This is a genomic window from Chitinophagales bacterium (genome assembly GCA_017303835.1).
Taxonomy (GTDB): Bacteria; Bacteroidota; Bacteroidia; order Chitinophagales; family Chitinophagaceae; genus JAFLBI01.
On sequence record JAFLBI010000001.1, the window covers coordinates 834304 to 857966 of the forward strand.

18 protein-coding genes are annotated in these 23663 nt (G+C 42.0%); 13 read left to right on the top strand and 5 right to left on the bottom strand.

Translation table 11 applies throughout. From position 1 onward, the window contains the following. The first annotated feature begins 369 nt into the window (after positions 1-369). From J0L83_03785 to J0L83_03795, 3 genes are read left to right on the top strand one after another with little or no spacing between them, the layout of a single operon-like run. Complete coding sequence (locus J0L83_03785) at positions 370-1383, top strand: N(4)-(beta-N-acetylglucosaminyl)-L-asparaginase (protein ID MBN8663666.1); 1014 nt, start codon at positions 370-372, stop codon at positions 1381-1383. Further along, a complete protein-coding gene (locus J0L83_03790; GenBank protein ID MBN8663667.1) occupies positions 1383-2102 on the top strand; it encodes a copper homeostasis protein CutC in 720 nt (239 codons plus the stop codon). The genes J0L83_03785 and J0L83_03790 overlap by 1 nt, the downstream gene beginning before the upstream one ends. Further along, complete coding sequence (locus J0L83_03795) at positions 2102-2614, top strand: hypothetical protein (protein ID MBN8663668.1); 513 nt, start codon at positions 2102-2104, stop codon at positions 2612-2614. The genes J0L83_03790 and J0L83_03795 overlap by 1 nt, the downstream gene beginning before the upstream one ends. On the opposite strand, the gene serA is transcribed toward J0L83_03795, so the two are convergent. Further along, positions 2611-3846 (bottom strand): phosphoglycerate dehydrogenase, encoded by a 1236-nt coding sequence (gene serA / locus J0L83_03800; protein MBN8663669.1) that lies wholly within the window; start codon positions 3844-3846, stop codon positions 2611-2613. The genes J0L83_03795 and serA overlap by 4 nt on opposite strands. An 89-nt stretch (positions 3847-3935) precedes the next feature. Between serA and J0L83_03805 the strand changes: the two genes are divergently transcribed. The 6 genes from J0L83_03805 to J0L83_03830 all read left to right on the top strand — a co-directional run bounded on the left by J0L83_03805 (position 3936) and on the right by J0L83_03830 (position 12418). After that, positions 3936-5153, top strand: a complete 1218-nt coding sequence (locus J0L83_03805) for a beta-lactamase family protein (protein MBN8663670.1) — start codon at positions 3936-3938, stop codon at positions 5151-5153. A 199-nt stretch (positions 5154-5352) separates the two neighbouring features. After that, a complete protein-coding gene (locus tag J0L83_03810) occupies positions 5353-7827 on the top strand; it encodes a sodium-translocating pyrophosphatase (GenBank protein MBN8663671.1) in 2475 nt (824 codons plus the stop codon). Positions 7828-8198: 371 nt separating this feature from the next. Beyond that, positions 8199-9131 carry a hypothetical protein gene (locus J0L83_03815; protein MBN8663672.1) on the top strand — a complete coding sequence of 311 codons (933 nt, stop codon included), beginning with the start codon at positions 8199-8201 and terminating at the stop codon, positions 9129-9131. A gap of 344 nt (positions 9132-9475) precedes the next feature. Continuing rightward, positions 9476-10828 (top strand): hypothetical protein, encoded by a 1353-nt coding sequence (locus J0L83_03820; GenBank protein MBN8663673.1) that lies wholly within the window; start codon positions 9476-9478, stop codon positions 10826-10828. Positions 10829-10830: 2 nt separating this feature from the next. Next, positions 10831-11682, top strand: coding sequence for a DNA adenine methylase (locus tag J0L83_03825; GenBank protein MBN8663674.1), 852 nt, complete (start codon positions 10831-10833; stop codon positions 11680-11682). Between the two features lie 247 nt (positions 11683-11929). Next, the gene (locus tag J0L83_03830; protein ID MBN8663675.1) at positions 11930-12418 is read left to right on the top strand and encodes a hypothetical protein; all 489 of its coding nucleotides are present in this window, start codon (positions 11930-11932) and stop codon (positions 12416-12418) included. A gap of 172 nt (positions 12419-12590) precedes the next feature. Here J0L83_03830 and J0L83_03835 read toward each other — a convergent pair whose 3' ends face one another. Further along, complete coding sequence (locus J0L83_03835) at positions 12591-14264, bottom strand: DEAD/DEAH box helicase (protein ID MBN8663676.1); 1674 nt, start codon at positions 14262-14264, stop codon at positions 12591-12593. Positions 14265-14350: 86 nt separating this feature from the next. Between J0L83_03835 and J0L83_03840 the strand changes: the two genes are divergently transcribed. The 3 genes from J0L83_03840 to J0L83_03850 are packed head-to-tail and all read left to right on the top strand — an operon-like array spanning position 14351 to position 16769. Beyond that, positions 14351-14821 carry a hypothetical protein gene (locus tag J0L83_03840; GenBank protein ID MBN8663677.1) on the top strand — a complete coding sequence of 157 codons (471 nt, stop codon included), beginning with the start codon at positions 14351-14353 and terminating at the stop codon, positions 14819-14821. A 56-nt stretch (positions 14822-14877) separates the two neighbouring features. Continuing rightward, a complete protein-coding gene (locus J0L83_03845) occupies positions 14878-15264 on the top strand; it encodes a BlaI/MecI/CopY family transcriptional regulator (protein MBN8663678.1) in 387 nt (128 codons plus the stop codon). Further along, a complete protein-coding gene (locus J0L83_03850) occupies positions 15264-16769 on the top strand; it encodes a M56 family metallopeptidase (protein ID MBN8663679.1) in 1506 nt (501 codons plus the stop codon). Before J0L83_03845 ends, J0L83_03850 begins: the two co-directional genes overlap by 1 nt. Here the strand turns inward: J0L83_03850 and J0L83_03855 are convergent, their stop codons facing one another. The 3 genes from J0L83_03855 to J0L83_03865 form a co-directional block, all read right to left on the bottom strand. Continuing rightward, a complete protein-coding gene (locus J0L83_03855) occupies positions 16770-17810 on the bottom strand; it encodes a type IX secretion system membrane protein PorP/SprF (protein MBN8663680.1) in 1041 nt (346 codons plus the stop codon). Then, the gene (locus J0L83_03860) at positions 17807-22189 is read right to left on the bottom strand and encodes a gliding motility-associated C-terminal domain-containing protein (protein MBN8663681.1); all 4383 of its coding nucleotides are present in this window, start codon (positions 22187-22189) and stop codon (positions 17807-17809) included. Before J0L83_03860 ends, J0L83_03855 begins: the two co-directional genes overlap by 4 nt. A 112-nt stretch (positions 22190-22301) precedes the next feature. Beyond that, entirely contained in the window at positions 22302-22952 is a 651-nt protein-coding gene (locus tag J0L83_03865; GenBank protein ID MBN8663682.1) for a WbqC family protein, read from the bottom strand. Between the two features lie 251 nt (positions 22953-23203). Between J0L83_03865 and J0L83_03870 the strand changes: the two genes are divergently transcribed. Then, positions 23204-23659, top strand: a complete 456-nt coding sequence (locus J0L83_03870; protein MBN8663683.1) for an LEA type 2 family protein — start codon at positions 23204-23206, stop codon at positions 23657-23659. The last annotated feature ends 4 nt before the right edge of the window (positions 23660-23663 follow it).

The following is a 23663-nucleotide window of genomic DNA, read 5'->3' on the forward strand; positions in this document are numbered from 1 at the left end:
AGATAAATCGGATTCAGCAAAACAAATGGACTGTGTACAATTATTTCGATCAGTGTTCCATCACTTCGTGGTTGTCTGCATTTTCAATTACTTATTGCTATTCATATTGAAAGACTTCGTCGTTTTGTCCCCCTAGCTATTAAAATAATTACCGGGGACTTCAGTCCCCGGAAGAGAACGAGAAGCTAACTAACACCATTCTTTTATCCGCAGACTAAAGTCTGCGGTAATAGATTCTACTAAAAAAAATACATTATTACCGGGGACTTAAGTCCCCGGAGAAGACAACTAAACAAATAGCAAAATAAAATTCATTGTCTTCTCCACACTTTCTCCAAAAGCCACTACTTTAGAAATTCAATCCAACACATGATCAACAGAAGACGATTTGTACAATACGCTTCCCTGGGTTTGGGCAGTCTGAGTTTTCAAAGTTTTCGAGGTAAAGCAGAAGCACATAAACCATTGGTGCTATCTACCTGGGATGCAGGTATTGAAGCCAATAAAGCTGCTTGGCAAATTCTGGGTTCAGGTGGTTATGCACTGGATGCAGTTGAAGCTGGCGTGCGTGTTACCGAAGCATCACAAAACTGTTGCGTGGGCCTGGGCGCCAATCCTGATCGCGATGGTATTGTAACACTGGATGCATGCATTATGGATGAAGCAGGCAATTGCGGCAGTGTGGCTTTTCTGGAACGTATCAAACATCCCATTTCTGTAGCACGCCGTGTGATGGAAAAAACACCACATGTGATGTTGGTTGGTGAAGGTGCCCAGCAATTTGCAGTAGCAGAAGGTTTTCCATTAGAGAAGCCAGATCTTTCTCCTGATGCCAAACGTGCTTATGACAACTGGTTGAAAAAATCGGAATACAAACCTGCCATCAACAGAGAGAATCAAGGTCACGGTCCTTTTGCACCAAACATGTTGGACAACGGCGAATGGAACCATGATACCATTGGTATGATTGCCATCGACAGCAAAGGCCGACTCAGCGGCAGTTGCACCACCAGTGGCATGGGCTTTAAAATGCGCGGTCGTATTGGCGATTCGCCGATCATCGGTGCAGGTTTGTTTGTAGATCAGGATGCAGGTGCAGCTGTTGCAACAGGACAAGGAGAAGATATCATCCGCATCTGCGGTGCACATACCATTGTAGAGTTTATGCGCCAAGGTATGCACCCCGAACAAGCTTGTAAAAAAGCTATGGAACGATTGTTGAAAGTAAAAGGCATGGACAAAGCCAAAGCCATTCAGGCAGGGTTTATTGCGATCAACAATAAAGGTGAATATGGTGGTTATGCTTTGCAAAAAGGCTTCAGCTTTGCAGTTTGTCACGCTGCCGATAAAAACTTTTTAGTGAACGCCAAACCTTTGATCTAATGTCTTTACCACTTGAAATTTGTGTCTTCAATACAGAAACTGCGATTGCTGCTGCAGCAGCAGGTGCGGATAGAATTGAATTGTGTGAGAACTATGCCAACGGTGGCACTACCCCATCCTATGGTTATCTAAGAACCACGAGAGAAAAAGTAGCTATTCCTATTTTCCCGATGATTCGTCCGCGTGGCGGCGATTATTATCATCGCGCTGAAGAAATCGAGATTATCCAAAAAGATATCTTGCTGTGTAAAGAACTGGGCTTTGAAGGTGTCGTGATTGGCTTATTAAATATTGACGGTACGATTGATAAAGAAAATACAGCGAAACTCGTTGAAGCTGCTTATCCTTTGGATGTGACTTTTCATCGTGCATTTGATCGTTGTAAAGATCCGCTCGAAGCTTTGGAAACGATTATAGCATGTGGTTGCACACGCATCCTCACCAGCGGTCAACAACCCAAAGCACCGGATGGAAAAGAACTGATTAAAACCTTGGTGGATCAAGCTGATGGTCGCATTATCATCATGCCCGGCAGTGGCATCAACAGCAGCAATATTGAGATGATACGCAGCTTCACAGGTGCTACTGAGTTTCACACTTCTGCGAGAATTTTAAAAGAGTCGCCTTGTACTTTTATGAATCCCGCAATGCCGGAAGATTTCAGGCAAGACTTTACAGATGCTGCAGAAATACAACGCATCAAACAGTTGTTGCAATAATGAATATCCGCGAAGCGATACTGGAAGAACACAGCAAGGCCAATGCCACACGTATTGCTAGGTATGCCTGCAGTTCTTCAAAACGTTTCAAGGAATTGATGGATTGCTATCTCGATCCGGAATACCGCATTGCACAGCGTGCTGCATGGAGCGTAAGCTGGGCAGCACGCACAAAACCAAATTTGGTTCAGCCTTATATCGGCGTATTGGTTGCTGCATTACAAAGAAAAGATGCACATCCTGCTGTCATTAGAAATGCAGTACGAGTCTTAGAAGAACTCGAGATTCCGGAAACCTATCATGCAGATGTGATGAATACCTGCTTTGGGTTCATTGAAAACATCCAAACACCGGCAGCCATCAAAGCATTTTCGCTGACCACACTATTCAATCTATCCAAAGTCTATCCGGATATCCTTCATGAACTCAAACTCATCATTGAAGAAAGATGGGATGATGAAACACCTGCTTTCCGCGCACGCGGCAAAAAAATCCTAAAAGCAATTGGTTAATAGAGCATGCGCACTTTAATGGTATGCTTTACTGCTTTGAGTAATTCGAGCGCACGCTTAGACAGTTTATTGTCCACATCGAGCACCACATAACCAATGGCATCATTGGTTTTTAAGTACTGACCAACGATATTGATATTGTGTTTCGACAATTCTGTGTTAATCGCACTCAACACACCGGGCACATTGTTGTGGATATGCAAAATGCGGTGCGCACCATCTACCGGTGGCAGACTGATTGGTGGTACTGTATGCGAACCATTGGTGATACCGCGTTCTAAATATTGAAACAATTTGATACTGACATCTTCCCCAATATTCTCCTGCGCTTCTTCAGTAGAACCACCGATATGTGGTGTAAGCAATACATTGTGCAAACCCTGCAATGGAGATTCAAACACATCGCCGTTTTTCTCAGGTTCTACTGGAAACACATCTATGGCTGCACCACTCAATTGTTTTTCTTCTAAAGCTTTGGTGAGTGCAGGAATATCTACAACCTCGCCACGCGCATAGTTGATTAGTATGGCACCTTGCTTGAATTGTTTCAGCAAAGCTTTGTTGACCATATTCTTGGTCTGATTGGTTTCAGGTACATGCAGACTCACAATATCTGATTGGCTCACTACTTCTTTGAGCGACTTACACGCAACTGCATTACCAAGTGGCAATTTGGTTTCGATATCGTAGAAACGAATCTTCATACCCAATGCTTCTGCCAATACACTCACTTGTGAACCGATATTGCCGTAACCAATAATGCCCAGTGTCTTGCCACGCAATTCATAACTGCCCTTGGCTTCTTTGAACCAACGACCTTCATGCGCTGCTTTATTCTTGTCGGGTATTCTTCTGATCAACATGATGGCTGCACCAATCACCAGTTCTGCTACACTGCGTGTGTTGCTATATGGTGCATTGAAAACCACCACCCCTTTTTGTGTAGCAGCTTTCAGGTTTACCTGATTCACGCCTATGCAGAAACAACCTATCGCCTGCAACTTGGTGGCTGCATCTAAAACCTTAGCGGTGATCTGTGTTTTGGAACGAATACCCAAGAGGTGTACATCCTTGATTTCCTTGATCAGCTCAGCTTCGCTCAACGCACCACTCAGTTTGCGCACATTCACATACCCATTTTGTTTGAACTGCTGAACTGCTTTCTCGCTGATATTTTCTAAAAAGAGAATATTGATCTTCTCTTTGGGATAACTGGTACCTGCTTTGCTCATGTGGCGAAAATACTTGATTGCCCCAAGTTTTCCACGTGGGTTTTCCCACGTATTGATTCTGTTATATTTGCCCGCGTCAAGAATTGAACATGCATCCCCGTACCCTCGTTTACAGCCTTATTATGCTGGTAACTGTGTCTTGTCAGGCCCAGCCTACCGAGCAATCTTATACACCCAAAAACTTTCGCTTTAAGCCCATACCGGATTCCACCAAACAACGCATCACTGCGGCAGTGCAGGAGGAATACCAGAAGACATTGGGTAAAGTCGCATTCAGTGGCGGTATCATCATTGCCAAGAATGGCGAGATATTACTGGAAGATTATAAAGGGTATTATAACCAGCGCACCGGCGAACTCATGGATGCCAATACGCCTATTCACTTGGCATCTGTTTCAAAAACCTTTACAGCGATGGCTGTATTGCATTTGTGGGAACAGGGAAAGTTTGGATTGGATGATGATGTGCGCACGCATTTCCCCAGCTTTCCTTATGAAGGCATGACCATCAAAATGCTTTTATCACATCGAAGCGGTATGCCCAATTACCTGCATTTCACTAATGAAACAAAGGCCGTCACTACCTATCGAAAAGGCAGAAAGGGCCGCAAAATCAAGGTGGTGAAATATGTACCGGTGAAAGATCCTTTCCGTCCGGGATTGCTCACCAATCAGGATATCCTGGATTTCATGGCCGAGAAAAAGCCCGCAATCCAATCACGCCCCGATACCCGCTTTCAATATTGCAATACCAATTATGTGATGCTGGCCTTGTTGGTGGAGAAAATTACTGGTCAGTCTTTTCCACAATACATGAAGGATAGTGTATTCACCCCATTGGGTATGAAAAACAGTTTTGTATTCAGCAAAGCCGATACTGGTCGCTACATACCTTCATATATGTACAATAACCGTGTGTACGGACTGGAACGCTTGGATTGTACCTATGGCGATAAGAATATTTATAGCACGCCACGTGAAATGCTGATTTGGGATAAAGTGCTGTATGATGGCAGTTTTGTGAAGAATAGTACCCTCAGCATGGCTTTTGAACCACTGAGCAACGAGCGCAAATCACAACACAATTATGGATTGGGTTGGCGAATGATTATTCATGAAGACAGTTCCAAGATTGTGTACCACAATGGTTGGTGGCACGGAAACAATACCGTTTTCACCCGACTGATTGAAGACACGGCCACCGTCATTATCCTGGGCAATAAGTTCAATAAAATGATCTACAGCCTGGGCCGCCGCTTCCCGCTGATTCTCACAAATGATGCGGATTCAACGGATTTTGAAGAATAAAAACATCCATTTTTCGTTATATGCCCGCATCCGGTATAAGGCTGGCTGCGCTACATCAACCAAAACTATCACATGCTACAAGGTGTAATCGGCTCAAAAAGCAGGATTAGTGGCACTTTCAAGTCCATTTCCCCCTATTTTTGCCAACCAATCATCCTAAAAACCATTCAATAACCATCAAATCCTCTATTAATTGCTTATGAACAATGCACTATTCTACGCCGTTCCGGCGATGGGTATCGTGGGATTGCTCTACACATTCATCAAGTATGGCTGGGTGAGCAGACAAGATGCCGGAGATGCCAAAATGAAAGGTATCAGTGACCACATTGCTGAAGGCGCTATGGCTTTCCTGAAAGCCGAGTGGAAAATCCTCTTCTATTTCGTTGCCCTCGTTGCTGTTTTGCTGGGCTTTATGGCTTCAAAGAATGAGAACAGCCATTGGAGCATTGCAGTTTCATTCATTTTTGGTGCGGTTGCAAGTGCTTTTGCCGGCTGGATCGGTATGAGCATTGCCACTAAAGCCAACGTGCGTACTGCACAAGCGGCTAAGACAAGTTTATCCAAGGCCCTGAACGTATCCTTCACTGGTGGTTCTGTAATGGGTCTGGGTGTTGCCGGTCTGGCTGTATTGGGTCTGGGTAGCTTATACCTGATCCTGAAGCAAATCTTTGCACCAGGTGCCGCTGCTACTTCTGAAGAAATGGTAAAGACCATTGAAGTACTGACCGGTTTCTCTCTGGGTGCTGAATCTATTGCCCTCTTCGCCCGTGTGGGTGGTGGTATCTATACCAAGGCTGCCGACGTAGGTGCTGACCTCGTAGGTAAAGTGGAAGCAGGTATCCCCGAAGATGATCCACGTAACCCAGCCACTATCGCTGATAACGTAGGTGATAACGTGGGTGACGTAGCTGGTATGGGTGCCGATTTGTTCGGTTCTTATGTAGCTACAGTATTGGCAACAATGGTATTGGGTCAGGAAGCTGTATCTACCGATAATTACGGTGGTTTTGCCCCTATCCTCCTGCCAATGTTGATTGCCGGTGTGGGTATCATTTTCTCTATTGTAGGTACTTTGTTTGTACGTGTGTCTGATTCTGCTGGCATCAGCACCAACAACGTACAGAAGGCCCTGAACTTGGGTAACTGGGGTTCTATTGTGTTAACGGCCATTGCTTCTGCAGCACTGGTATATTATATCTTACCTGAAGCGCCAGTTTATCTGAAGCGCGACTATATCGAGGGTACTGAAACCATCCGTGAAGGTGCTATCGCCATCACACGTAATGGTGTATTCGGTGCTATCCTGGTTGGTCTGGCTGTAGGTACGCTGATGTCAATCATCACTGAGTACTATACTGCCATGGGTAAGCGTCCTGTAATGCGTATCATTCGTCAGTCTGCTACTGGTCACGCTACCAACGTAATTGGTGGTTTGGCTGTAGGTAAGGAATCTACTTTATTACCTATCCTCGTTTTGGCTGGTGGTATCTGGGGTTCTTTTGAGTGCGCCGGTTTATACGGTGTAGCGATTGCTGCTGCTGGTATGATGGCCACTACTGCGATGCAATTGGCGATCGATGCATTCGGTCCGATTGCTGATAACGCAGGTGGTATTGCTGAAATGAGCGAATTGCCTAAAGAAGTTCGTGAAAAAACTGACGTATTGGATGCAGTTGGTAACACGACTGCTGCTACCGGTAAAGGTTTTGCCATTGCTTCTGCTGCCCTCACTGCCCTGGCATTGTTTGCCGCTTATGTGGGTGTGATCAAGCACAATGGTTACGACATGATCGGTATCGATATCTATAAAGCGAAAGTATTGGCCAGCTTATTTGTTGGTGCCATGATTCCATTCATCTTCTCTTCACTGGCTATTCAAGCTGTTGGTGAAGCTGCGATGAGCATGGTAGAAGAAGTAAGACGCCAGTTCCGCGAAATTCCAGGTATCATGGAAGGTACAGGTAAGCCTGAATACGATAAGTGCGTGGCCATCTCTACTGAAGCTTCTATCAAGAAGATGATGCTGCCAGGTGCTATCGCGATCATTTCTCCAATCATCATTGGTTTCATCCTCGGCCCAGAAGCATTGGGTGGTTTCCTCGCCGGTGCTACTGTGAGTGGTGTACTGATGGGTATGTTCCAGAACAACGCAGGTGGTGCTTGGGATAATGCCAAGAAGAGCTTTGAAAAAGGTGTTGAGATCAATGGTGAAGTATTCTTCAAGAAGTCTGATCCACACAAAGCTTCTGTAACTGGTGATACCGTAGGTGATCCATTTAAGGATACATCTGGTCCTTCAATGAATATCCTCATCAAGTTGATGTCAATCGTTTCTCTGGTAATCGCTCCTTCTTTGGCACAAGTACATGCAGGTAGTGCACCTAAGCCTTATCAGCATAAAGTTGAGCAGGTAATGGAAGTGAAAGTAACCAGCAACGACAGTACCAAAACTGCTGACGTAAAGGTGGAAGGCAACTATGATGCATTGATTGAAGCCATGAAGAAAGAAGGCTTAACCAATGGTGAAAATGTATCCGTTGTTTTCAAAGACGGTAAATTAACCATCAATGGTGTTGAGCAAAGTAAAGAAGTTGTTGAGAAACTGAAAGTAGAGCTTGGCGACAAAATGGATCTCAATATTGAGGTGAAGAAAGAAACCAAGAAGCAGTAAACCACTGCTTTTCTATAGAAAATCCCGATAGGTAACTATCGGGATTTTTTTTACCTCACCTTTAAAATTAAAAGTATGCTCCCCTGCCAAGGGGAGCTGGCCCCGTAAGGGGACTGAGGGGTATATGCACCACCCCGTCATGTTTTACAAACATGCACTTATCTTACACTAACCCTTTAGATAATAAGTTCAATTTCACGCAAGGAGTTTCTGAGAAGTATTCTTTTGCTGAGAGATAAGAAAGCTGCAATTCTTAATTCTTAATTGCTAATTATTAATTACGCGTAATCAATATTAAATCCGAAATCTCAAATAATTAAGCGTAAACACCCCAATTCTTAATTCTTCATTGTTAATTATTAATTTACTGCATGCGCTTACCTAAACTACTGTTCTCCCTTTTACTACTATGCATAAATAACTACGCATTTAGCAATAGCGATACACTGATTCATTTCCGTTTCAGGGATGCCATACAGGTAACGATTGACCAACCAACAAACCAAAACTTTTCCCGCGCGCAATTGGTGCTCTATGCACTGCCCAATGGCAATACCACCGCACAAACCATGGGTAAACGCCTAGCGACGGGCGACGACTGGCATTTCGATATTCAGCACATTGACGCACAAACAAGATTTGTACGCAATATGCTTAAAGAAAATATCATTGTGGTGTATTTGGAGAACGATGCCAAAGCATGGCCGCAATGGAAAAGACAACATGCTGATTACCGCACGCAAATCAATGCATTGGTAGATACCATTGTGCAAACGCTTCAACTAAAACAATACAGCTTACACCTAAACGGCCATAGCGGTGGCGGCAGTTTTATTTTCGGTTATCTGGATGCCAATCCTAAACTACCCAAACAATTGCAACGCATCACTTTTCTCGATAGCAATTATGGGTACGACAGCAGCTATGCACAACAACTCCAAGAATGGGTTACCCAAAAACGCAGCCATTACCTAACAGTGTTTGCCTATAACGACAGTATTGCTTTGTACAATGGCAAGCCCGTGGTAAGCGCCCGCGGCGGCACTTGGTATAAAAGCAAGCAAATGTTGCAAGACCTGCAAGCACTCCGCTTTACCTGCAACACAGATACCATCAGCCATTACCAGTCTGCCAATAAACGAGTAAATGTTTACCTAAAAGACAACCCCGAGAGAGCCATCTACCATACCCAACAAGTAGAAAAAAATGGTTTCATTCACTCCATCTTAATTGGTACTGCAGCAGTGAATATGGGTTATCGGTATTATGGGGAAAGGGCTTACGATTTATTGATTCGTCAGTAAAACGATGCCCAGATTTCACGCAAGGCGCGCAAAGAATTCCAGAAAATTTTATTAGTTCTGTGAGCTGAGCAGCCAGAAGTTAGTAGCTAGTAGCTAGCTTCAATTCTTAATTTTTAATTACTCATTCTTAATTAGCAGACCTAACAACCAAGAGCTACCCCCCCATTAGCTATCAGCTATAAGTTATTCCTTCAACGGGAAATCTCCCACTTTAAAATGGGAAATTTCCCATTAAAATACCGTTGTTTAACGGGTTGAATTATTGGATTAGGTTAGTTAGATTTGAAAAGAATACAATTTGATTAAGGACTCAATAATATCAACAAAAAATATCTAATAAGATTATGGCAAAAACACAAATAATCAACTTAATTGATTTGCAAATTAATACTGAAAATTACCGATTCGAGCCAGTAGCAAGCCAAAAAGAAGCAATAGACATGATGATTGATGATCAGGGTGAAAAAATATACAAGTTAGCTGAACACATAGTATACAATGGCTTAAACCCAAATGACAAAATACAGGTAGTGTCATCAAGTCATGATAAAACCAAATTTAACGTTGTAGAAGGAAATCGAAGAACTGTTTCTCTTAAACTTTTAAGTAATCCTGATCTGATCGATTCGAACCATCATATCGGTCTTAAACGAAAATTCAAGAAATTACATGACGATAATAAAAAAGCTATTCCTAAATCTATTGAATGTACAGTTTACGATAATCCAGCTGAAGCAGATAAATGGATTAAGCTAAAACATGCAGGCCAACTTGACGGCATAGGCACAGTGACTTGGACAGCACATCAAATAGACAGATTTGAAGAAAAAGTGGAAGGGAAATCTTCAATTTCACTACAAGCGATTAAACTCCTAGAAAAATCTCCTAATGTTCCCACAGAAGTAAAATCTAATCTTAAAACACTCAAAGTTTCTAATTTTGAAAGACTAATATCTGATCCTTCAGTTAGAAATTTTTTAGGAATAGAAATCAATAACGGGGTAATCCAATCAAATATTGAAGAAAAAGAGGTCGTAAAAGGATTAACGTTTATAGCAAAAGACTTATTAGATCCAAAATTTAATGTAAAAAGGATTTACACTAAAGAAGATCGTACAGACTACATAAGTAAAATTCCCAAATCACATAAACCAGATACTTCAAAAACAGCAGATAAGCCTTGGCAATTTAATAATTCAAATACAACTAATCCAAAACAAACACAGACTAAACCTAAACCAAATCCAAAACATAGGAAGACACTAATTCCAAAATCATGCAGCCTTAGGATTAGCAAGCCAAAAGTAAATGCTATATACCATGAGTTAATTAAACTTGATATAATAAAATTTACAAATGCTGCCGCTATTTCACTACGTGTATTTGTAGAACTAAGTATTGACAGTTACCTAGAAGAACATAGCTTGATTTCTACACCATCTGCGGCTAAGTCAGGAATGGATTTTCAACAAAAGATAAATGTTGTCGCAAATCATATGGAGTCTAAAAAATTTGCCGATGCCGCAATATGTAAAGGAATTAAAAGTGAAATAAAAGACAAAAATGATATTATGGGTATAGATACATGGCACGCTTATGTACATAATAATAAATTTGCTCCTAAAGAGAAAAATTTGATTATCACTTGGGATAATATCCAATCATTTATTGAGGCAATTTGGTTAAACATTAAATAAGTATGCACTTCTATTCTCCATTGAGGTACCCTGGTGGCAAAGGAAAAGTAGCTGACTACTTTAAACAAATTTACAAAGACAATCTACTTTATGGTGGCACATATGTTGAGCCCTATGCGGGAGGGGCATCAGTAGCTCTTTCACTACTCTTCAATGAGTATGTCTCAAAAATTATCATCAATGATATAGATAAATCGATTTACTCTTTTTGGCATTCGGTATTATTTGATACAGAAAAATTGTGTAAACTTATACATGACACCCCTGTCAACGTTGATAATTGGGAAATTCAAAAATGTATACAAAGAAACAAACATCGTTTCGGTTACCTTAAAGTAGGATTTTCTACATTTTTTTTAAACAGAACTAATAGGTCAGGAATTTTAAACGCTGGCATTATTGGAGGAAGAAAGCAATCTGGTTTTTGGAAGATGGATGCAAGGTATAATAAAAAAGAGCTTATTGATAGAATTGAGAGAATTGCATTATATAAAGATAAAATCGAAGTCTACAATTCAGACGCTGTTGAGTTAGTGAAATCATTTAAAAAATCTCTATCAAAAAATACACTTTTCTACTTTGATCCTCCATACTATGTAAAAGGAAAAGATTTGTATTTAAATTACTATGTAGATAAAGACCATAAGAAAATTGCTGACGAAATCTCAAAAATCAAAACTCAAAAGTGGATAGTAACTTATGACGATGTTAATCCAATAAAAGATTTGTACTCAAACTTTAGGCAAAAGCAATTTAAGCTTTCTTATAGTGCAGGAAAAGAAACCAAAAAAGGGCAGGAAGTCATGATTTTTTCAGAAAATATTTACATAACAAAGCATAAACTATTTTCATAGTAAAACTCAACTATAGTTTGAAGCATATTATTTTGATAATTCAATATTGAATATTTACTTCAAAAAATATATTATTAAAACCTACAACTTGTTATGAGTTCTTCAACTTAAACTTCCTGTTTTAACTAGTAATTAATATGATGCTGAAGACAGTTAAAAGCTTTAAAGTGCAATTCTGATCTAGCAAATCCATCATTTTTTCATGTTTCAGACTTCATTCATACGTAGTTGTAAATGGATATACAAAATGAATAAAAAAAGACAGATTAAATCAAAACTGAATAGCAAACAACAATATGTTTTAGAAGAGTTTCTAATTACTTTCTTACCTAAAACCGGTCATAAACGAAAAAATCCAGCTAATGAATTTGAATATATCCATACTACACTCAATAAAGTTTTTATAAAGCATTTGGGTTTCAAGTTAACTGCGGATGATGTTTTATTTGCACTAGAAACTCTTGGTTATAATTTTTTTCCACTTAAGGGCACATGGGATACTGAAGATAAAAGTGTAAGGCCCTCTAAATCTGGAGATTTGATTAGATATGGAACTGCGTATTCAAAATATGAAGCAAGCTTTTTGTATGTAGAAGTAAAGGCCGATACTGTTCGATTTCTTAAAAGAACAACAACAACTTTACCACCTCACACGAAACCTGATAAGAATGCTAAAACAAACTTATTATTGAATCATATCAAACATTTTAAAAAAAATCACACAGAGAGTGAATAGAGATTTGATTATTATGCTTTAATATTTGTATATCCAAGATACTTTACACATAATCAGGAATAATAATATTTTAATTAAAAAAGCCCAAGTAAAATACTCAGGCCTTTTCTATTCAATAAAAGCTAACATCTAACTTCTAACTTCTAGCTTCTACATTCTAACTTTCTCCTTCTTAACGACTATTCGCTTCATTCATGCGAATCTTTCTGCCTCGGTAGTTCTTGCCGTCAATGGCGCGTATCATCTGCTTAGCAGATTTCGCGTCCACTTCTACCCAGCTATTCATTTCCTTCATATCAATACGGCCCAGCACATCTTTGCGCAGGTCGCTCATGTCTAGAATAAACTGTAAGAAACTGGCTTTGTAAAAACCATCCTTGGTACCGAGGTTTACAAAGAGCTTGGTGAAATTGCCGCTCTCGTCAAACTTCTTGCGACCATTGGGATCTTTACGACGACCCTGATCGGGTGCGCCACGCTCCTGCTGTCTGCGTTCACTACCACGCTCACGCTGGTCTTTGCGTGGGTTCAGGTCTTCTGCATTTTCATAATATTTCAAAAAGCGGTCGAACTCCAAAGCCGCTACACGCTGCAGCACTTCTTCCTTACTCATGTCGGCAAATTTTTCGGCCAACATGGGCAGATAGGTTTCGTAATTGCTATTGCTGATATCAGCCTGTTGCAAACGATCCATGTGGTGGAAGAACTGCTTACGACAAACATCTTTACCGGCAGGAATTTCCAACTTGTGAAACTGCACCTGCATGGTCTTTTCAATCAAACGAATCTTATACAATTCACGGGCATGCAGAATAGACATACAGATACCGGTATTTCCGGCGCGACCGGTACGGCCACTTCTGTGCGTGTACACTTCTACATCATCTGGTAATTCGTAATTGATTACGTGAGTAATACCCTGCACATCAATACCGCGGGCAGCCACATCGGTAGCAATCAGCAACTGTAGACTCTTATCGCGGAACTGTCCCATTACTTTATCACGCTGAGGCTGGGTAAGATCTCCGTGTAAGGCATCAATATCATAGCCCTCACGGGTCAACTTCTCAGCAATTTCCTGTGCATCTAATTTGGTTCTGGTAAAAATGATACCATAGATACCGGGGTTGAAATCAATCAAACGCTTCAAAGCCTCGTAACGATGATGCGCATTCACCACATAGAATTGGTGGTCGATATTCTTATTACCGGTGTTTACCTTACCCACTGTTACTTCAAAAGGCTCCTTCATGTAGCGCTTGCTCACTTTGCGGATTTCCGTTGGCATCGTGGCGCTAAACAACCAAGTGCTTTCACGCTTGGGGGTATTCTGTAAAATGAATTCAATGTCTTCCTGAAAACCCATGTTGAGCATTTCATCGGCTTCATCCAGCACCACATAATGGATCTGCTGCAGGTCGATGGCTTTGCGCTCAATCAAATCAATCAAACGACCGGGTGTGGCTACTACTATTTGTGAACCTCTTCTCAGGTCTTTGATCTGCATACCAATGGATGCACCTCCGTAAACGGCAGTAATATGCACCCCGGGAAGAAATTTCTTGAAATGCTCCATCTCGGTCACGATCTGGAGACAAAGTTCTCTGGTAGGGCAAACGATCAATGCCTGGGCATGTCTTGCCTGACGATCGATTAATTGCAGCAGGGGTAAACCAAATGCTGCTGTCTTACCTGTTCCGGTCTGGGCCAAACCAATAAAGTCCTTTGTGCCACTAATTAAAACCGGAATGGCTTTCTCTTGTATGGTGGTGGGATTCTTGAAACCTAATGCTTCCGTCGCTTTAATCAACTCCTCAGATAAACCCAACTCGCTAAATACTGTCATGAATACTACTATTTTTTTGCAAAGGTAACTCAATACCCCTGCATTGGCCGAAAAGAATTAGTAGCTTTAATCATCCCTAAATCACTATGAAACAAGCACTTATCATTTTTGCAACCATGCTGTTCTTCGCCTGTGCACCAGCTGAACAGGAAATAGAAGCGTCAAAACCGGATGCCCAAACGCCTGCAATACCTGAATTTCGAGAAAATCCCAGCGCCGATCCTGTGGCAAAATACAGCAAACCCATTGCCAATGACCTGAACGGATTTGTATTTGCGGTGAAAGCTTTTGAGACCAAAAGAACGGCGGTTTATAAGCTGGTTGTGCAGTATAAAGTGCTGCATGTGGTGGATAGTTTTGCCGTACCTGTATTGAATGCCCTGCCCCTGATTGCTATACAACCGGATAGTAGCAAGCCCTATGGTTGTTTTGTAGGCATTACCGATTCCCTCAAGGGCTTTTTGCCCATGCGACATATCTACGTGCAGCATGAGGAACTCAAGCTGAAGACCATCGCCAAAGTGGCTGTTCGCACCAGCATACAAGTGGCCGACTGATTTTTGCTTTTTCTTTAGAACCGATGGCCTAAATTGCTTACGAATAATATCGTAATATGACCCATCAGGCGCCAATTAAACCAACAGAAAGCGAGTTAGAGATTCTCCAGGTATTGTGGGAAAAGGGAGATGCTACTGTTCGTGAAGTACATGAAGTGCTCACGGCCCACAAGGATGTTGGCTATACCACTACCCTGAAACTGATGCAGATTATGTTTGAAAAGGGATTGGTGTTGCGAAATGATAGCAGCAAGACCCATATTTATACGGCCAATGTGAGCAAGGAAGATACCCAGCAGCAGCTGGTAAATAAAATGATCCGCAACCTCTTCAATGGTTCTGCTTCACAATTGGTGATGCAGGCATTGGGTAATCAATCTGCCAGCAAGGAAGAACTGGATGCGATTGAAGCCATGATACAACAACTCAAAAGCAAGTCCTGATGCTCTCGGCGAATGGCCCAGTCTGGATAGTATTATTCCTGCAACATGTGTTGTGGACCGGCTTTGTCTGGTTAACCTGGCAGGTGCTGCGTAAATGCATTCGCTTCACAGCAACACAAATCTATTTCGTAAATACTGCGCTGCAGTTATTGGCTGCAGGGGCTTTGGTGATTGGTGCCAGCTACTTTGTCCGAGATGATACAGCAATAGTGAACAATGCCATTGGTGTTTTCAACCTCAACCAATTTATTCGAAGCAATCCGTTTTTAGCAGAAGCATTACTCCTACTTTATATTCTGGCATTGGGTATTCAACTGATGCAATGGATGCTGGGTTTAACAGCTGTTCGTAAACTGATGCGCAGTGGATTGCCTGCTGATGGAGTATTACTACATCAATTACAACAACAACAGTCATTGCTGCAACTCAACAGAAAGATTGAATTGCGTGTGAGTGATGTTGTGGAGAGTCCGCTCACTGTTGGCTGGATCAAGCCCATAATCATCTTACCTCTGGCGGCTATCAATCAACTAACACCCAATGAACTGGAAGCCCTGCTCTTACATGAGTTGGTACATATTCGTCGCTATGATTATCTGGTGAACCATGCATTGGTGTTGAGCCGTGCACTGTTGTGCTTCAATCCTTTTATCTGGTTGCTGCACGAAGAAACCATTTTGTACCGAGAGATTAGTTGCGATGATGCAGTACGCAGTAGGCAAGAAACCGGTGTGTATGCGGGTGCTTTGTTTCGTATGGCACAATTGCAACAGCAACATCGCCTGGCCATGGCAGCTACCGGCAGTAAGGATGGTTTGCGCAAACGCATTGCCTATATGTTGGAACCGATGCAGGTGATGCAAACTTCTGCAAGCCGGATCATCATCGTAGTATTTGGTTTAGGTGCACTGGCTTTGCTCTTATTTTTCTCAGCCAAAACTGCACAGGAAAAAAGACTCAGTAAACGCAAGCCTAAAACATCCAATACAAAATTGCATGCTTTGCCTAAACCGGTCTTAGCAAAAACCAACCGTATTCAAGCATTGAAGCCGCAACCAAGAAAGAGCAGCATCAAAAAAGAAGTATTGATTGAGGAAACCATAGTAACCAATACAAATCAGGCTTTAAAAACATTGAAGACCTGGAGCGATTTGGAGCAGCCTGTAGTTGAAGAACGCATCCTGATAGAAGGCAATCCCCTGCTGAAACAAGTGGCAAGTCCTACTGAGAAACAAGTCTTACGACAAGTGATGAAAGAGAAACTAGTTGCTGCTGCAGATTTGTTGAAGCAATTGAAACAGGACAAGCAATTGAGTGAACAAGAAAAACTATGGTTGATCGCCAATATCTTGAAACGTACCGGTATTCAGTTTGACAGTAACAATCAAGTTATTTTACCTGAAGGTTTTGACATACAAAGCCTGGAAAATATTTTACGCAACCGTAATCTTTTATTGCGTGAGCGCATTATACCCGAGAGCCTGATACATAGAAGGATTCAGTAATTACCACACATTGCGTGGTGTCCAATCCAGTACTTTATTGCCCAATAAGAAACCGATAGTGAGTTCGTGACTACCGCGTGAGAAGGTATTCAGTGTGCTATTGGTAGCCATTTCGTACGCATATCCCAGATGCCAGCTGGTATTGAGTTTGATACCGGCCATGGCTGCACCACCCTCTTTGTGGCGATATGAAGCACCCACCCACAATTGATCGAGGTAACGGAATTTCACGTTGAGGTCAACACCAATGGGCAGTGGCGAGATATAACGCACTTGTGCAGATGGCAACATCGTAACCTCATCTGTGATAGTGAATCGATAACCGAATGACAAAAAAGTATGGGGCAATAAGCGACTATTTTGCAGGTACACATTATTATCTGAGAATGCCACTTGCTGTGGCACGAGTTGCTGCACAGAAAGTCCTGCGAAAAAACGAGAAGTGTATAACCAGAAACCGGCGCTCACATCTGGGCGCATTCTGTTGAGGATACCACTACTGCTGACAGCGGGATCAAGATTCACTTCGCCAAAATTCAATTTGCTCGCATCTAATCTTAACTGCGTAAAACCAACTGACACGCCGCCGGAGAGCATCATGCCCGGTGCAACAGACATGTGGTATGCATAAGTACCCTGCAAAGCAATTCTGCTGAGCGGACCAGTTACATCATTCAAAAATGTAAGACCTACTCCGTGGTGTGGTTCATTGTTATTGTAATCGCGCCAATTGGCTTTACCCAAAGGATTCTCACCGTAAGGATAAAAAGTATTCACCGTTTCGCGACCATAATCATCCTTACTCAGTGGCGCATGCATGGTAAGGTAGGTGGTTACCGGTGCATCTGCAATACCCGTCCATTGCCTTCTATGGCTGAGCTTGATATCGGTATAGTTTTCAATACCGGCCACTGCAGGATTGATGATATAGTTGTTTAGGATGTATTGCGAGTAGTATGGTCTTTGTTGTGCAAAGAGCTGCATTGCTGCCAAGATTGTACAGCAACAAATCAAGATGCGATATGACTGACGCAACTTCATCGAATAATCGTAATAGATCCTGAAATGGGTTTTCGACCACTGCCGGGTTGAATCACATAATAGTAGGTACCAATCGGCAATGGTTTACCATTGGTGGTACCATCCCATCCTCTACCGTTTACATAGCCTTCAGAATGATAGACCAACTGACCGTAGCGATTGTAGATATCTACTTTCGAGTTGGGATAATCTTCCAAATACTTGATCACCCAAGTATCATTTACACCATCACCGTTGGGTGAAAATGCATTCGGCACTTTCGGCGTAAGCAGCACTCTTATGTCAACAGAATCTTTCACCGCACAACCACCCGTACCGGTTAACTGTACATAGTAACGGATATTATCAGCAGGCTGACTATATGGTGCAGAATCTGTAGGATTACGCAGATAAGTAGACGGCGTCCAGAGGAATTGCGGATTACGTGCAAAGAAACTGGTTGGATTGATGCGGATACTATCGCCTTCCAATACCACACGTCTTCTACTGCCAATATTCAAAACAGGATAAGGAAATACTTCAAATGATTTGCTGATGGTATCACTGACACAACCTTGTGCATTAAAGATGTGCAACGTGACATTGTAGCGACCACTATCTGTAAAATTCTTGATCGGATTCTTCAGCGTGGAAGTTTGTCCGTTTGCCAGATTCCATACCCAGCGTTCTGGCGGACTGGTCTTGCCATCGCTGGTATCTGTTAATTGTGCAGTGCTATTGATACAAACAGAATCAGGTAAACCAATGAAATCAGCTTTGGGCTGAGGATAGATATTGGTATAAACTTTACTTAAGGAATCAATACATCCATCCTTGCTGGTAACTTTCAGCTGCACAGTTTTATTACCGAGTGAGGAGTAACGATGTGTCATCTGTGCAAGCAAACCCGGGGTGGGATCATTGGGGTCTCCAAAGTTCCAGCGATAACTGAACAATGCTTCTGAACCATCAGGGATGATTGATGTGCTCGTAAATACACCACGACCATCTGGCAGACAAATTCCATCGGGCATAGTGAAGTTTACCAAAGGCAGGTGCGTAACACGAACAGGCATGGTATCATTCGGACTAACACAACCGCTATCAGTTGTTACACGAAGAATAACGCGGTACAAGCCGGCAGTATCATAACGTTTATTAAAAGAAATACTATCACTGCGTTGGCGAGTATCACCGTCACGGAAATCCCAATCCCAGCGAACGATTTTGCTGTAATTGGCTTTGGATGAATCGCTGAAGAGAATATTGTTCTTTTCACACAAAGGTGCAGTTACACCAAACTTGGCTTTAGGCGATGGCCAAACGGTGATAGGCATGGTTGCTGAATCTGCACAACCAAGCGCAGTTTGATATCGGAATTGAATTGGATAAGTTCCTGTATCTGAAACTTTGGGATCGAATAGTCCTGTTGCATTCACGCCCTTACCAGTGTATGCAAATGTGCCGGGCACACTACCCTGCTCAGTGGCTTGGGTGATTTGTCTGGGTGCTGCATCCAAACAAATACCGGGCATGCGAGAGAAGCCTACTTTGGGACTTTGGTTCACGGTAACCACTTTCACCACACTATCCCGGCAAACGGAAGCATTGCCTGAATAGGCGATCAATCTTACCTGGAAAGTTTTGGATGCAGGTTGCTGGAAATTGGTGTATAGTTTTTGATAAAGTTTATCAGTTGCAGGATTATCATCCTGAACCCTGAATGCAGCAGAATCAACCAAGTTCCAGATCAATTCTGTTCTGGTGATATTACCAAAGTCAACTGTAGAAGTGTGCTTGATCTGTGCATTCACATTGCTACAAATACTATCTGAACGAAGTACCACAAAGTCTGCTCTTGGGCGCGATCCGTTCACTGTAAAATCGCCTGCAGCAGAATCAATACAACCAAATTTAGACACCAGTTTTAGTTGTGTACGATAGACCCCCACATTGAAGTAAGTAACATTTGGGTTCTTGCTTGTTGAGCTAAGAATGTTAGGTGCAGGTGTGGTATTATTGAGATTGAATCTCCATTCGTATTTGAAATCAGTTTCTGTACCATCTTCAATTTTACTGGTATCGCTGAAACGAGCAGCGCCTTCTGCTAAACAAAAATCGGGCAACACCAATCCTATTTGCGGATAAGGACGCACATTCAATTCTTTCACCAATGTATCACTCTTACAACCTACAGATGTTTCTACCATGAGTTTGATCTGATACTTACCTGTTTTCACAAACTGCTGTACTACATCCTCATTAGTCGTATTGATCTTAGTTGCAACTGTATCCAAAACCCATGACCATTTATTCATGGTTGTACCAGATGGCGCTGTACTCAAATTTTTAAACGTAAAACTATTGCCCACACAAGTAGTATCAGGAATAGAAAACGCAGGGGTGGCTTTATCTGATAAAGCAATATTCTTGGTGATTTCACCAATACAACCGTAGTCGGTAATAGCAGTAAGCTTAGCTGTATAGTTACCGGATGCTGCAAAAGTCTTGGAAGGATTTTGTTGTGTGGATGTGGTTCCATCACTGAAATCCCATAACCAGCGAAGAATAGGTCTACCCTTTCCATCTGATTTATCTGTGAAGCTGATGGCATCCGTTCGGCAACCGGTAGAGCTTACATCCACATCAGCAACGGGCGCTTCATTCACAACAACATTATCTGTAATCTCTTGCTCATTGGTACTGCTACACCCATCTGATTGCGGCACATTGGTGGTTGTGGTAATTTTTACAGGATAAGTACCCGCTCCATTGAAGCGATATACTTCTGGCCCCTTGTAATAATAATATGTTTTACCGTTACTGATATAAGTGGAGTCTGCCCTTGTTGGTGATATCGTGATTTTATTATTGCCCGCAGAAAGATTGGTGGTACCCAGAAAATCAATTACTATCTGTGTTGGCTCATACGTAAGCGAAAGATTTACACGAAATGGAGAGTTCACACAAGTAGCAGAGAAATTCACGGAAGCATCGCCAAATTCATTCTGCACTTTCACAGGTGGATTCAGATCAATGATATTGGTACCTGCGTTATAGCCATAGCTTTCCACATTACCCATACCATAGGCAATGGCAATAAACCCACTGTCAGCCTGGATATTGTGGCTTGGGTTTGCATTTGTGCTGCTGGTAACATCTTCCTGCAAATAAGAATAAACGGAGTTTGGAATAGGTACCCAGTTAGCTGTTGGTGCAGCATTATCAATCTTGAGCGAACCAATATCAGCAGTCTTCATTAAGATGTTTAAGTAATGCTTTGAGATATTGGTATTGGGCGGTGTAAGGTTGTTTCTGGCCGAGATTACCGACACATTATTGATGGTCTGTTCTAATGGGTTTATGGTCACAATCTCTGGATCACCTGGATAAGGACAGCTTCCACCGCAGTTATTAGGATTTCTGGTATCACAGGTCTGAGAAGTCATATACTGTACCACCAGAATCGGCTTGTCTGAACTGATCACATTTGGTGTACTGTTCTTGAACTCATAAAAGGTATTATTGGTTAGCGTTGCAGGATTCAACACTGTACCGTTTAATGTAACCTGGGTTGTTGGGTCTTTAACAATGATGCGATATACATCTGATTGTCTGTTTGCAAAAGGAGCCGTGATATAATTTCTGCCCCATGCTTTGGAAGGAAATACTTGTTGATATAAGTTATCACCCCCACTCGCACCTGCGCAATCAAATGCTGTCCAGGTACTACCCGTAAATACCGCAATGGGTTTACATGAACTAGATGATGTACCTATACTCTTGATGGTAGAACCTGTTAGATCCTGTGTTGACTGCACCTGATACACATCGCCTTTATTCAAACTGATCTGATAAGGTGTGTTGGCTGGTCGTGTTGGTGAACCTGAGCTTTGTCTGATCAAATTCAATTCAATGGTTGTATTATCTTCTGTTGCAACCACTGTAATCTGACTTCGGCCCTGATTTGTTGCTTGAAATGCATTCAAAGAAATATACTCTTTACCGAGTACAGTAACCGGCAATACCAAAGTAGAACCCGATCTGGCTGCATTCAGAATATGCGCATAAAGTACAATCGGCTTTTGTGAAACAACCCGAATACCTGTTCCTACACCTATACCATCAGCTTGCGCATTATATACCCCATATAGTGCAGGGTTTATTTGAACCGTAGTAGCCTGATTAGCCGTAACAGAAAAAGGAATGATTTGATTATTCAACTGGACTTCACCGGTTGTGTTTTCTGTGGCCGAGATATACAAGGCCATTCGAGAAGTCAAATTATCAATATGCCCTGCATAGGGTAACCAGAATTCTTTCCCCTTATTGGAAAAATCCTGAGCCTCGGCAAACATGCCAATCAGCAGCAGTAACACAAGCAGTTGTAATGTCCTCATGAAGGGGGTAGTCAATAGCCGAGACCTAAGACCGCAATATAACACAAACGTTTAACGGTCAAAGGCTTGAGGCATGATTGATTTTGTTAATTGTACAAATTGAAGAGATACCTTAACCGATGGTTTTGTTGTCCTGCAACCATTGCTTAATTCCCGGTGCGCCAATACAACACAAAGCGTCCAAAAAACTGAGATTGGGTACAAACCCGATCCGGTCTGAAAAGACCTGGGTATAGACGGGTGTCCTAGCGCTTTCCCGGTAGTTCTTGGGGAGCCAGTAATCCCTTCTATCTATAACAGTGTTCGGATATTCCGCTTGAAAACTATTGGTTCGACTAATCTGGGTCTGGCATTTCAGTAAGCTCTTCAGCCAAAGAAGAATATCCATGTTCATGTCCAGCAGGAAATCATACCGCTTTTCGTAGAACCCCGCCAGCCAGTCGGCATAATATTCATAAAAAGGGGCCCGACTGTAACAGGAGTAAACCGTGCGCCAATGGATTTTCTGCCAAGCGCTAGTATGGTCAATCCGAACATCCTTACTCAGTGCTTTCTGGCTTCGCCCACCAATAATGGGTACCGACATTTCTATGGGACCAGCGGCACCAACCAAGACCATTCTGTTGCGAAAACTGCTTTTTGGATAGGTTTCGTATTGTTCAATTTCTACATGTGTTGATTTAAATAAACTTATTATTGAATCAATATTTCCAAAATACTGACATTCAATTAATAAAGATGATATTTTATATTGATCATTCATGAAAACTAACAACACTTGTTATGACTCTTTCTAATTGAATCTTGAGCCATTATTTTTTAAATATAAAGTTTAATATATTGAACTTAATAATTTGATATACATAGATTTATTACTAATTATACATGACTAATTATTTTAGCTTGTACCATTTCAAAAAGTGACTACCTCTCTACTAAACTGCTTAGCGCAAAGGTATGGTTAATTTCTACTGGCGGTGATGGGTTTTGCGCACGAATTGGTTTCTTTGAAACATGAATTGGACTACCCGTATTACACTCTTGATTGGCCTCTGCACTACCCTTGCCTGCTCGGCACCAAAGTCGTTCGAATACCGGGACGTCCGGAATATCAAGGTTGATAAGCTGGGCTTTGACAAATCCAAGATCCAAATGGAGCTGGTTTATTACAACCCAAATAAGTTTCGGGTGGACATAAAAAAAGTGGATTGCGAGGTCTTTATGAACGATCAGTACCTGGGCAGGTACCAGCTAGACACCCTGATGCGGGTACCCAAGAAGGCAGAATTTGCACTCCCCTCCAGTATGTTGGTGGATATGCGGGGCGTCTATAAAAACGCCATGACGGTTCTATTGAACAAGGAAGTAACCATGCGGGTAAAGGGTACCACAAGGGTGGGCAAAGCCGGTGTATTCGTAAACATGCCCTTCACCTATGAGGGTAAGCATAAGTTGGATTTATTCGACTAGTTAA

What these genes read in the sequence shown, in the direction of transcription:
- J0L83_03785 (MBN8663666.1), top strand. Translation starts at nt 370, where the DNA reads ATGATCAACAGAAGACGATTTGTACAATACGCTTCCCTGGGTTTGGGC.
- J0L83_03790 (MBN8663667.1), top strand. Translation starts at nt 1,383, where the DNA reads ATGTCTTTACCACTTGAAATTTGTGTCTTCAATACAGAAACTGCGATT.
- J0L83_03795 (MBN8663668.1), top strand. Translation starts at nt 2,102, where the DNA reads ATGAATATCCGCGAAGCGATACTGGAAGAACACAGCAAGGCCAATGCC.
- serA (MBN8663669.1), bottom strand. Translation starts at nt 3,846, where the DNA reads ATGAGCAAAGCAGGTACCAGTTATCCCAAAGAGAAGATCAATATTCTC.
- J0L83_03805 (MBN8663670.1), top strand. Translation starts at nt 3,936, where the DNA reads ATGCATCCCCGTACCCTCGTTTACAGCCTTATTATGCTGGTAACTGTG.
- J0L83_03810 (MBN8663671.1), top strand. Translation starts at nt 5,353, where the DNA reads ATGAACAATGCACTATTCTACGCCGTTCCGGCGATGGGTATCGTGGGA.
- J0L83_03815 (MBN8663672.1), top strand. Translation starts at nt 8,199, where the DNA reads ATGCGCTTACCTAAACTACTGTTCTCCCTTTTACTACTATGCATAAAT.
- J0L83_03820 (MBN8663673.1), top strand. Translation starts at nt 9,476, where the DNA reads ATGGCAAAAACACAAATAATCAACTTAATTGATTTGCAAATTAATACT.
- J0L83_03825 (MBN8663674.1), top strand. Translation starts at nt 10,831, where the DNA reads ATGCACTTCTATTCTCCATTGAGGTACCCTGGTGGCAAAGGAAAAGTA.
- J0L83_03830 (MBN8663675.1), top strand. Translation starts at nt 11,930, where the DNA reads ATGAATAAAAAAAGACAGATTAAATCAAAACTGAATAGCAAACAACAA.
- J0L83_03835 (MBN8663676.1), bottom strand. Translation starts at nt 14,264, where the DNA reads ATGACAGTATTTAGCGAGTTGGGTTTATCTGAGGAGTTGATTAAAGCG.
- J0L83_03840 (MBN8663677.1), top strand. Translation starts at nt 14,351, where the DNA reads ATGAAACAAGCACTTATCATTTTTGCAACCATGCTGTTCTTCGCCTGT.
- J0L83_03845 (MBN8663678.1), top strand. Translation starts at nt 14,878, where the DNA reads ATGACCCATCAGGCGCCAATTAAACCAACAGAAAGCGAGTTAGAGATT.
- J0L83_03850 (MBN8663679.1), top strand. Translation starts at nt 15,264, where the DNA reads ATGCTCTCGGCGAATGGCCCAGTCTGGATAGTATTATTCCTGCAACAT.
- J0L83_03855 (MBN8663680.1), bottom strand. Translation starts at nt 17,810, where the DNA reads ATGAAGTTGCGTCAGTCATATCGCATCTTGATTTGTTGCTGTACAATC.
- J0L83_03860 (MBN8663681.1), bottom strand. Translation starts at nt 22,189, where the DNA reads ATGAGGACATTACAACTGCTTGTGTTACTGCTGCTGATTGGCATGTTT.
- J0L83_03865 (MBN8663682.1), bottom strand. Translation starts at nt 22,952, where the DNA reads ATGAATGATCAATATAAAATATCATCTTTATTAATTGAATGTCAGTAT.
- J0L83_03870 (MBN8663683.1), top strand. Translation starts at nt 23,204, where the DNA reads ATGAATTGGACTACCCGTATTACACTCTTGATTGGCCTCTGCACTACC.